Source organism: Pseudoalteromonas sp. McH1-7 (assembly GCF_013366255.1).
GTDB classification, from domain to species: Bacteria; Pseudomonadota; Gammaproteobacteria; order Enterobacterales; family Alteromonadaceae; genus Pseudoalteromonas; species Pseudoalteromonas peptidolytica.
Genome location: NZ_JABWPQ010000024.1, coordinates 23,684 through 36,932, shown reverse-complemented (window position 1 = coordinate 36,932; position 13,249 = coordinate 23,684). Strand labels below are relative to the sequence as shown.

Here is a 13,249-nt window from a genome sequence, read left to right as displayed (position 1 = left end):
CTACATTTTATATAGAATAATTCAATTATAAAAATATCGCTATTTTGTTTCTATATTGGTTGCAATTAATGGCTAAATTCGAACTCAAGGGCTGTATAGGGACTGTTTTATGACACAGCAATTTCATTTTATCTCTGGCTTGCCGCGCTCAGGTTCCACCCTGCTAGCAGGTATTTTAAGACAAAACCCAGCTTTTCATGCCGGCATGTCTAGCCCCGTAGCTGTGTTGATAAACACATGTCTTGAGCAAATAGGTGCAGGTAGTGAGTTTGGTTCATTTTTTGATGAGAAAAAGCGCAAATCTTTAGTTACTGCTATATTTAAATCGTACTACGAAGCGCAACAAAATAAGTCCGTGATTTTCGATACAAATAGGTTGTGGACGGCAAGACTTCATCAGCAAGTTGAGTTGCATCAAAATCTTAAAGTTATTTGTTTAGTCAGGAACCCTGCTTGGATAATGGACAGCTTTGAGCGGATTTATCGTAAAAACCCATTCGACTATAGCCGGATGTTTTCTCCTGCCTCTCGCACAACAGTCTATACTCGCTGTGAGTCATTAGTGCAATCAGCTGGCGCTGTTGGCTCTGCCTGGACGGCTTTGAAAGAAGCATATTATGGCGAGTTTTCGGATAGATTGTTGATTATAGATTACGACATTTTTACTCAGTATCCGCACAAAACGTTGGCATTACTCTATGAGTTTTTGCAACTCGACGGTTTTCAACATGATTTTGACAATGTGGAATACAGCGAAAATGAATTTGATATTCAATTGGGTGTGAAAGATCTGCACACCGTGAAAAGAAAAGTTGAATATAAAGCACGTAATACCATTTTACCGCCCGATCTTTTTGCAAAATATAACGAAATGCAATTTTGGCAAGACCCGTTGGGAACAAGCGCCAGTATTATTTCTCCAAAGTAAAACTGAACTTAAGCTACCTTGTGATATAAGAAGGAAGTAATATGCATCATCTCGTGTTAAATGGAATAGTTTCCGCTCTATTACCTGTCAGTAGTTATGCTGCGATACAGCAAAACGCACTTTTTAACCTTCATCCAAGTAGTATTCAGCCTGAACGTTTGGCTCGAGGTAAATCAAATTATCAACTTGAATCATTCTTTTACGAAGCCGAAGAATCGACAGCAATAGAAGGGGAAATTAGCCTTAGCAAACTGGCTGGTGTGAAAGAGCTAATTATCCTTGCTGCTGATGTGAAAGATAAGCACTTGTTTTATCAGCGCATCCGTCCCGGTATAGAGGTTATTGATTTAAAAGCAGGGTCTAGCGGTAAGCAACAACTGATATTTTGGCTTAAGCAATATCGTGGCCTTGATGCTGTCCATTTGGTGTCGCATGCGACAGCGGGCACTATCCACTTAGGCGATGAGCGAGTAAATAAAACAGACTTCGCACACGATAGCCAGCTTACTGACGTGATAAATCAAGCAATGAAGCCCGGCGCTGATCTGCTATTTTATGGCTGTGAATTAGCGGCCAACAATCATGGCTTTGAATTAGTCGAAATCATCAAGAAAAATACGCATGTTGATATTGCAGCCTCAAATAACTTGACGGGTAGTCGCGATCTAAATGGCGACTGGGAGCTAGAAATACATAAAGGTGAAGTGAATACCACTACCCCTTTTTCTGAGGCTACATTAAAAGATTTTAGTGATGTATTAGCTGTTGATAAAACCATCAATATGGATGCCTTTAGTAATATTTATGAAAATGCTAAAACGTACGATATTGGTAGTGGGTATATAGCGAAATTAAAACTAGATAGTGGAGATTTGTCATGTTACGTGTACAGCGGTACTCGAGAATGTTTGGTAGATAGATCCGGAACTAGTACGGGTGATAAAAAACTGTATTTTTATTTCAGTACCGGGCAGATCTTTGATATCACCAGTGTACACCTCTATAGCTCGAGCTCACAGTACTTCACGATTGAATCTAATAAGGGCAATTCAGTAAATGTGACAGTGGGCAGTAATCAGCAGGTTAACTTGAATTGGACTGGTGTTTCAAAGATTACCATTCGTAAAAATGATAATTCAGATATAGACTATAGCCGGTTCGATGATTTCGTGTTGACTAATATCCAAAACCCAGACTCGACAGCCCCTATTATCAGTCAAGTGACACCGGTTACTACGCCAACCCAAGACAACACACCAGATTATATTTTTACTACAGACGAAGCTGGCATGTTAGCTGTTGGAGGCAGTTGCGGTACGTCAACTTCTACTACCATAAGTAGTACGGGTAACCAGACCATCACGTTAACACAAACAAACAACTCATCGCCTTTAGCAGATGGGACGTATAGTAATTGCACTATCACGGTTACGGACGATGCGTCGAATACTAGTAATACACTCAATATTCCATCTTTTGTAGTGGATACCACCGCGCCAACGGTGGCTGAAGTCACAGCAGTGTCGACACCAACGAGTGATACAACGCCAAACTATACGTTTAGTACTACTGAAACTGGCACATTATCTGTGGGTGGCAGTTGTGGTACATCAACTTCTACAACGATTAGCAGCACTGGAAACCAAACAATAACCCTAACCCAGAGTGACAACACTTCGCCACTCGCAGAGGGTACCTATAGTGACTGTACTATTACAGTCCAAGATGCTGCAGGTAATACCAACACACCGTTAGCAATTACTGCGTTTACTGTCGATACAGCAGCGCCAACATTTGATGGCGCTAATTCTACGCCAAATGACAATGCCACTAACGTGACAGCCAGCAATGATATTGTTATCGACTTCAGTGAAAATATTGTGGCTGGGACTGGCAACATTACCATTAGAGACGTGACAGGTAGTAGTAATTTTCAGGTTTTTGATGTGACGTCTGCTACCGCAACAACAACTCCTGGTGCGGGTGGTATCGGTATTTCGGGTGACAAAATTTATTTAAACCCAACCACAAATTTAACTGGCAACCGCAACTACGCGATACGAATTGACGCGACCGCAGTCGATGATAATGCAAGCTTTAGCTTTGCAGGCATTAGCGACGATACTACTTTTAATTTTTCAACAGCCAACACCCTGCCTGTGGTTGACTTAGATTCGAGCTCTGGCTCAGATGACAGCAGCGCGGCTTTCTCAGAAGGTGGAGGGGCTGTTAATATTGCAACAAATGCGGCTGTCACCGAGGCTGATGGGGATACGATAACCACGGTTACTGTGTCATTAACTAATGATCAAGACGGTGCTGCTGAAGGGTTGAATATAACGGCCGCGGCACAAAATGCGCTAACAGGGGTTTCTGGCGCCTCTGATATTACGTTACAAGATACCATCTCAATAACAGGTGCCTCAGCAACAGCTTCAGAAGTGCAAACTTTTCTGCAAGCAATCACATACAACAATACCTCCAGCGCACCAAATGAAACGGCTAGAACGGTGACGGTTGTTATTAATGATGGCTCTGCAAGCAGTGTATCAAGAACGGCAACCATATCAGTGACTAATGTCACCGCGGCAAGCTCCAATGCTGCAGGGTTTAATACAAATAGTGGTACTAACCTATCACCCGCGATTACTTTCACTACAGAAAGTGAAACGTTGACCATCGCTGACGCAACCCACGCAACAGGCTCGAGCGCTGATGGTGGAGCTGGTGCTGGTACTGATGAGCTCATTGTTGCGACTAACACGGACTTAACAGCGCTTACCTCACTTAGTGGGTTTGAGACGCTTTCTCCGGTTTCTTCCGGTAATTTGACATTATCAGAGGCACAGCATGATAGCTTTACCACGATTAACGGTTCAGGTACCAATACTTTCACGCTATCAAGCACCACTGTAGATGGTGTTATTACCGCCGATGCAGATATTGAAATTTATGTTTTAGATGCTGCGTTTACAATTACACTCGCCGCTGCGAGTCAAAATATTACAGGTAGCACGGGTAATGATACTGTAAATGTTGCAGGATTTAGCGCAACTGGAACGCTATCAGGGGGAACTGGAACGGATACATTACAGCTCGGTAATGGTGCCAATATAAGCGGGGCGACGTCAATTACTGGGTTTGAAACGCTGAGCTTAGCAAGTGGTGCGTCAGTAACGATGACAGAATCACAGCATGACGCTGTTTCTTCAATTACCGCAGCAGGCTCTGAAACGATAACCATTAGTAATACTTCCGATGGATTAACAGGTAACGCAGCCGTTGAGGCTTACGTTTTGTCAACCGCAAACACCTTTACGCTTGGTGCAACTGGGCAAAGTGTTACCGGTAGTAGTGGTGATGACACTGTGAATATTGGCGCCATAAGTGCTAGCGGGACATTGGCTGGGGGGTCAGGGACAGACACGCTGAATATCGGCGATGGTGGCAGCATCGCGGGTGCAAGTGTTAGCGGTTTTGAAAACCTCTCGGTTGCGACCGATGGCGCGATAACTATAGACGCATCTCAGATCTCTGGGTTTACAGGTACGGTCACTGCGGGTGGAACGGGAGAGTCACTAACGGTTTCTGGAGATGGTGATATTTCAACCATAACTGCCATTGAAAGTTACACGCTTCTAGATGATAGTAATAATTCAAGAACCGTGACGGTGAGCGGTGCTGGGCACTCAGTTACTGGCACTTCAAGTACCGATGCCATTACATTTGATGTTGGTGCATTGAGCTACACAGGAACCATTACAGGTGATAACACAACAGCGGATACGCTTGCGTTAAGTTCTGGTGCGGACATTAGCGCTGCGACGATTAATGCAGTTACAAATCTAACGCTTGCCTCAAACAGTACCGTAACTATGTCTGTGGCACAGCATAATAGTTTTACTGGTACCATCACCGCAGCAGGCTCAGAAACCATCAACCTGACCGGAGATGGAGACTTTACAACTTTTACAGGCGTTGAAACCTACAGCGTTGGCGACGATACTCGAAATACCAGAACCATTACAGTTGGCAGTGCGACAACAAATGTGTCTGCTGTTGCTGCTGATGATGCCATTATTTTTGATATTGGCGGCAGCGCATATGCCAGAACATTAACTGGGGATGCCACTGTTGCCGACTCTGTTCGCGCTTCTGATGGCGCAGACTTGACCAGCGGCGGGTTTGTTAATATAGGTTCACTAACGCTTTTAAGTGGCGCAACAGTGACTTTGGACGCGGCTAATATTAGCAACAGCTTTACCACTGCAATTACGGGGGCTGCTGGATCAGAAACACTCAAGCTGATGGATGGCGGAACATTCAACTTTGCAAACACTAGCGTATCTGAAATTGAGAACATCGCGATTGGCTCCCTAAACATATTTACGATAACCCTAACCGATAACTTTGACTCAGATGGCGGTACAGTTGCCATTTCTAATTCACTCGGTTTTCCGCTTTCTGCTGCACTTACACTGAATGCAAGTGCGCTCAGCGGCGATTCAATTAACATGACGGCGACGGATTTTAATGGCAACGATACCATAACCGGTGGTAGTGGTGCAGACATCATTAGACCTGGCGGAGGTACGGATTCACTGACAGGTAACGCTGGTAATGATAGCTTTGTGGGCAGTGCCTCAGATCTCAATGGTGATACTATCACGGACTTAAGCATCGGAGATATCATTACCATCACTGGCGTTACCGGTTTAACGACAAGTAATGTACGTTTTAATGGTACCAGTACACTTCAGGTTGATACAGATGCGACGGATTTCAGTGCGGTTGAAGTAGCTATTAGCCTGTCAAATGCACCGAGTAATTCGCTTGTCTTTACGGTTGCTGACAACGGCGCAAATACTGATATCACCTTTGTTAGCCCGAACGATGTGCCGGTATTTAGTAATTTAAATGGCGGTGCAACCTTCTTGGAAAATGGCTCCGCGGTAGCTATTGACTCTGATGTGGTGATTTCTGATACCGAACTTGATGCACTTGATAGCGGGGTAGGTAATTACAACAACGCAAGCCTGACTATTTCACGAAATGGTGGTGCAAGTTCGCAAGATATATTTGGTAACGGCGGATTATTGGGAACGCTTACTGAGGGGAATACATTTGTTTATAACTCAGCCACTGTTGGCACTGTTACGACAAACTCTGCTGGCACCTTAGTGTTAACCTTTAACACTAGTGCAACCTCTGCCATTGTTGATTCTGTACTACAAAGTATTACTTATCAAAATAGTTCGGAAGCGCCGCCACCCTCAGTGACACTGGATTATGTATTTAATGATGGGGAAGCTAATAGCTCCGGGACTAATCAAGCTGCTGTCACTATTACGGCGAATGATGATGCCCCCACACTACTGACATTGACACTCAGCTCGAACAGCATAAATCAGTCTGCTGCTACGACAGGGTATAATATTGGCACTTTATCCACGACTGATGTCGACGATTCCTCACATACTTATTCCTTGGTTACTGTGGGTAGCAGTGATGCAGGAACCTGTACAGCGAGTACTGACAATGCGAACTTTGAAATTAGCGGTTCCTTGCTGTCTGTAAAAAATGACTTAGATGCAGGTTCACATACGGTTTGTATTCAAACTGATGATTCAACTAATACGCTACAAAAATCCTTCACGATTACGGTTATTGACGACGTTGCGCCAAACGCTCCTTCTACTCCCGATTTAATAGCAGGTTCAGATAGCGGTGCATCTAACACGGATAACATCACAAATGACACCACACCAACGTTCTCTGGTACTGCGGAAGATGGCACGACAGTTAAACTTTACAGTAGCCAAGTTGGTAGCGGAAACACAGTAATTGGCACTGGGACTGCAACAGGCGGCAACTGGCAAATTACCACCTCTGCACTAACCGCAGGAATAGTACATGCCATTACTGCCACTGCCACTGACAGTGCGAATAACGTTAGCAGCAGCTCTAGTGCATTAAACGTCACAATTGATACAAGCGTGCCTAATGCTCCAACAACACCTGATATGACTGCTGCTACAGATAGCGGCTCGTCAAATACGGATAATATCACTAATGATACAACGCCAACATTTACAGGCTCAGGGACTAATGGTGACACGGTTACACTGATTTCTAGCGTGGACGGTACGCTTGGCAGTGTTGTGGTGTCTAGCGGTAGCTGGACTATCACACCCAGCTCCGCGATGTCAGAAGGTGGGCATTCTATTTCAGCTAGAGCCACTGATACCGCGGGTAACACCGCTGACAGTGGTGCATTATCGGTGACCATTGATGCCAGCGCTCCTACGGGCGTAACTGCTACGATAGACCAAAGCGTAATCAACGCGGCAAATGAATCGGCATTAAGCTTCGCCTTGTCTGGTTTGGATGGTTCGGGCAGCTTTTCGTATTCAATATCGGATGGAACTAATACGGTTAGCAGCTCAGCAAGTATTACCATTACAGGTACGACTGCTCAAGTTAATTCTGTTGATGTGTCGAGCTTGGCAGAGGGAACCTTGACCTTGAGCGTTGTTATTACTGACGCGGCTGGAAACCAAAGCGCACCATTTACTGATACGGTAACGAAAAAGTACAACGTTGCGCCTGTACTTTCTGGCACACCAGCGACCAGTGTAAATGAAGACAGTCTTTATGAGTTTACACCAACTCTGACGGACTCTGACACAAATGATACGCATACATTCAGTATTACTAACTCGCCTAGTTGGGCAAGTTTTAATACTCAAACTGGTAAACTGTCTGGCACGCCAACTGATGCAGATGTAGGGACAACTGCAAATATTACGATTTCGGTTAACGATGGCACTGACAGCGACTCATTGACGGCATTTAGCATAGAAGTAATAAATACGAATGATGCCCCCACAGGGCAGAGTATTGGCTATACGATCGATGAAGGAGGGACACTATCTCGTGATTTGAACAATGGCCTATTGTCGCTTGCCAGTGATGACGATTTAGATTCCAGTGATAGCCTAACAATAGTCAAAGACACAGATCCTCAATATGGCACGCTCACACTCAATACCGATGGTAGCTTTAGCTACATCCACGACGGTAGTGAAAATCATACAGATACTTTTACCTATCATGTCGAAGATAATTCAAGTGCCAGCTCACCGGTTTATACCGTAACTATTAATATGAATGCGGTTGAGGATGCTCCTACGGCATCGAACGATGCGTTAGAAACATTGGAAGATGTTGCAAAAGCGATTAATGTCACCACCAATGACAGTGATCCTGAAAATAATTTAGTCGCGTCATCCATTACGATTAAAACACAACCGACCAAAGGGTCATTGGGTGTTAATACCAATGGTGTTGTTACTTTCACCCCAACAGCCAATGCAAACGGCTCTGATTCTTTCACTTACACAGTGAAAGACTCGACCGATGCTGAGTCAAATGTTGCGACAGTCAATATCACTATCACACCGGTTAATGATTTACCAGTAGCAGCAAACTTTACGCCGAATATTGATGAAGACACGCCAACATCAGCCCTAACGGTACGAGCTAGTGCAACCGATGTGGAAGATACCAATCCATCTGGTGTAATCACAATTGAATCGCAGCCAACCAAAGGGCAAACTGCCGTTGATTTAAATAACGGCACCATAACATATACCCCAAATGCTAATGAGACAGGTGATGATAGTTTCACTTATTCAATCCTTGATAGTGAAGGTGGAAAGTCCAACATCGCGACCATTTCCGTCAACATCGGCGCGATTAATGACCGACCTGTGGCATCAAATGACTCTGGCTCAACCAATGAAGATACTGTTACAACCATAAATATCTTAGCTAATGACTCAGATGTAGAAGATCAAGGTTTTGATGGTTCAGATATTACTCTAGAAGACAAAGGAGATGGTGTTGGTAATTATAATTTAGCAACGGTAACTGTGGGTACCGATGGTCTACTGACTATCACACCAAAACAAGATCAAAATGGTGAGCTTACATTCACGTATACTATTGTTGATAGTGAAGGGCTGAGATCCGATCCTGCAACTGTAACTGTCACAATTAATGCAGTAAATGATGCGCCTGTGGCGGTCGATAATCCGGTTCAGCAAATCCAAGAAGATGGCAATATAGAGATCAATATACTTGGAAATGACACAGATGTAGACAGTCAGCTGGACGTTACAAGTGTTGCAATCGTTAGTCAACCTCAAGGCGGTACGGTGCAAGTGCAAACGACGGGGCGAGTAGTGTACACACCGAATGCTAACTTCTTCGGTAATGATAGCTTTACTTATACCGTGAATGATGCAGAGGGCCTGACATCCAATACTGCGACGGTTAATATCACAGTAACATCAGTTAATGACAGTCCGGTAATTTCTGGAACGCCGCCCACATCAGTGAATGAAGACAACACATATAGTTTTACGCCTAGTGCCTCCGATGTTGATGGCGACAGCTTGACATTCAGTGTTGCCAATTTACCGAGTTGGGCAAGCTTTAATAGCACATCAGGCACAATCTCAGGTACGCCGACAGAAGGGCAAGACGGCACTTATAGTGGTATTGTGATTAGCGTGTCTGATGGCCAAGCCGAATCTTCACTGACCGCATTCAGTATCATTGTAAATGCAGTGAATGATGCACCAACTATCTCGGGCACACCGAGTACATCAGTAAAACAAGACGAAGGATATAGCTTTACGCCTTCAGCGACGGACGTGGATTCTCAAACGCTGAGTTTCTCCATCACAAACCAGCCTCTATGGGCAAGTTTTGATACTGCTAGTGGTCAACTCTCTGGTACGCCATCTAGAGAGAGTGTAGGCAGTTATAACAATATTGTTATTAGTGTCAGTGATGGTTCTTTGAGTGCAAGTCTACCTGCCTTTAGTATCAATGTTGAGGCAGTCAATGCGGCACCCATTGCCAATAATATGCAAAGAAGCGTTGCCGAAGATGGAACAACGAGTTTCCTAGCGGACGTTAGTGACCAAGATGGAGATACATTAACAGTAGAACTGGTTTCACAGCCACAAAACGGTGTAGTTGGAGTTCAAGGAAATGTGTTTAGTTATACTCCATTACCAAACTTTAACGGCTCAGATACGTTTACCTACAGAGCATCTGACGGTGAGTTGACATCTGCCGTGGCGTCGGTTTCTATGTCTGTGACATCTGTGAATGACGCACCAATTGCTATAGACGATAACTTTAGCTTTGACCCTGTAGCGTCTAATCAATATGTGTTACCCGTTTTAGAAAATGATACCGATCCAGATGGCAGCGCACTAACTATCGTGGGTGCTAAAGCCTCAATCGGTAATGTGTTTGTTTCTAATGATACGCTGACGTATCAAGCCGTGCCAAACTCACAAGTACCAATCGTCATTACTTACTTGGTGGAAGATAGCAGTAAAGCGCGGGCAAGAGCGACGGCCAATGTGACCATAAGTAGTTCGGGTACTGGAAATACTCCTGAAATCACCGCACCTAATGATTTAACAGTTAATGCAACAGGCTTGTATACAAAAGTGAACCTTGGAACGGCTGTTGCGACAGACAGTGCAGGAAATGCCTTGCCAGTTTCTTTGGTTGGGGGCGCTCCGATTTTTGCACCTGGTAAACATATAGTTTACTGGCAGACTATTGATAGCCAAGGTCAAGTGGCGACTGCCAGCCAAAACTTAACTGTAAACCCACTTGTATCATTGCAAAAAGATAGCAGAGTTGCAGAAGATAGAAGTCATTCAATAGCGGTATATCTGAATGGTCCTGCACCGAGTTACCCTGTCACTATTCCTTATACGGTATCGGGCACTGCTGATAGCTCAGATCATGATTTGCGCTCAGCAGAGGTGGTTATTAACTCTGGCACCAGCACCAGTATTAATTTCAATATTTTTGCCGATGGGGTAGCCGAAGGCGATGAAACAATCATTGTAAGTCTTGATGATTCAGTAAACAAAGGGGCTAAATCGACATCAGTTGTGACGATTGTTGAGCAAAATGTCGCCCCTAGCCTTACTACCTTGGTATCGCAGAGTGGCGAAGAACGTAGTTTAGTTACAACATCTGGCGGTTCAGTCACAATCACAGCGACAGCTTCAGATCCAAATCCAAATGATCAAGTGAGCGTATCTTGGATCCCGGACTCACCGATAACAGATATCTCGAGTGACCCATTTGTGTTTGAGTTTGACCCTACCAATATCTCTGCTGGTATCTATAAAGTGAAAGTGACAGCAGAAGATAATGCTACGCCAAGTTTATCTACTTCTCGAAATATTATTATTGAGGTTGTCTCTACCTTGGCTGAGTTAACTGGGGATGACAGTGATGGCGATTTAATTCCCGATGATCAAGAAGGTTATGCTGATGAGGATGATGATGGGATCCCTGATTTTCTGGATGCCATTACCGAGTGTAATGTTATTCAAGAGCAAGCCTTGGAGTCGACTCAGTTCTTAGTTGAGGGAGATCCTGGAGTTTGTCTACGTAAAGGCGCGACAGTGCCACAAAATAACACAGGTGGTTTGCAGCTGTTAGAGGAGGAGTTACCTTCTGATCCGACAGCTAATAACGCTGGTGGGATCTTTGATTTCATTGCAACGGGTTTACCACAGCCAGGTGATGTATACAGCATCGTGCTACCACAACGTCAGCCAATCCCGCTAAATGCGGTATATCGAAAGCTGATTGGCGGTCAGTGGCAAGACTTTGTGTTAGGCGACGGTAACGAACTACTTTCAACAGAGGGAGAACCAGGTTTTTGTCCGCCCCCTGGCAGCAATGAGTGGGTTGCTGGGCTAAATGAAGGAGATTGGTGTGTGCAGCTTCGAATAGCCGACGGTGGTCCCAATGATGATGATGGTCTAGCAAATGGTAGCATTGTTGACCCAGGTGGTATTGCAGTTCCAATTAGTGATAATACGCAGCCAATTGCCAATAATGACTCTGCTTCTATTTACTCGGGTCAAACACTCTTAATTGACGTGCTAGAAAATGACACCGATGCTGATAGCGACACACTCTCTATTACTAGCGCATCTGTCGATTTTGGTGATGTTACAATAGAAGATAACAAACTTCGCTATACCCCACCTGCCACGTTCATTGGCAACGCAACTATTCAATACGGTATCACCGACGGCAAGGGAGGCTCTAGCAGTAGCACTGCAACAGTGACAATTATTGCAAACCAGCCACCTCAAGCCGCGAATGACACGGCGACATCATATGGTACACAAATTACGATAGATGTATTAGCAAACGACGCTGATCCCGAAGGAGGAGTATTAAGTCTTGTCTCTGCCACTGCGAGTCAAGGTACGGTTGCAATAAATATTGATGGTACTTTGAGCTATACACCAAAATCTGGCTTTGAAGGTGTAGATACCATACTCTACACGGTAAGAGATGAGCTAGGAGCTTTAGCTGAAGGACAAGTTCGTGTTACTGTATCGATCAAAGAGGTAACATCCGTTAAAAATACGTCTTCAGGGACGATGGGAGGTATGTTGGTACTGTTAATTAGTGCATTAGTGATCCGCCGCAGGAAATCATTATTACCAGCCTTTGCGTTGATCAGTAGTACATGTGTGTTAAGCACTCAAGTGCAAGCGGGTAGTTGGAACATTGAAGCGTCAGTTGGACAATCAACTGCGGATAGTGAATTAACTAGCCCAGATCTGAGCCTCATCAGTTTAGATGATACAAGTAGCAGCTGGTCTATTGGGGCATTCTATGAGTTGATCCCTAACTGGCATGTTGGTCTGCGTTATGTTGATCTCGGTCAGGGAAGCGTGGAGTTTGAAGGCTTAAGTGGCAACCCAGAACAAAGTCAAAATCTAATTTCGCGTGTTGCACCGGTATTACCAGAGGGGCCAGCGCTGCAATTCAATTACACAAAAACCTTTGCAGATAAGTTTGTTGGAAAAATGTTTTTAGGTGCATTTAACTGGGACTACAAAATCAACAGTGTGAGAGAAGAGCGCTTTTCCACACGTTTTGAAGACAGTGGTACAAGTGGTTACTTAGGTGGAGGGGTACATTATCAACTTTCGAATGAGTTAACGCTTGGTGTTGATTATAGTCATTACTTTATTTCAGCAAACGATGTTCAAGATGTAGCGATTAGCGTGAGTTATCAGTTTTAGCGCTACTGTTATTGGCCGTTTAGCAATTCGATATTTATTGAACTGCTAAACGGCCAATCTAAACAGCTATTACCAATAGGCTTAATTACGTAACCTATTTTTAGGCGAGAAAATCTTGCCAATGAACCTGAGGTTTGGATAAGGAATGTCTCAACTCATTGTT

2 protein-coding genes are annotated in these 13,249 nt (G+C 44.2%); both read left to right on the top strand.

The features are described from left to right. Positions 1-109: 109 nt before the first annotated feature. Positions 110-928, top strand: coding sequence for a sulfotransferase family protein (locus HUZ36_RS16470; RefSeq protein ID WP_176033440.1), 819 nt, complete (start codon positions 110-112; stop codon positions 926-928). A gap of 41 nt (positions 929-969) precedes the next feature. Continuing rightward, the gene (locus tag HUZ36_RS16465) at positions 970-13,086 is read left to right on the top strand and encodes a tandem-95 repeat protein (RefSeq protein ID WP_176033439.1); all 12,117 of its coding nucleotides are present in this window, start codon (positions 970-972) and stop codon (positions 13,084-13,086) included. The last annotated feature ends 163 nt before the right edge of the window (positions 13,087-13,249 follow it).

Excerpts from the sequence above, each read along its gene's own strand:
- HUZ36_RS16465 (WP_176033439.1), top strand. The coding sequence starts at position 970 with ATGCATCATCTCGTGTTAAATGGAATAGTTTCCGCTCTATTACCTGTC.
- HUZ36_RS16470 (WP_176033440.1), top strand. The coding sequence starts at position 110 with ATGACACAGCAATTTCATTTTATCTCTGGCTTGCCGCGCTCAGGTTCC.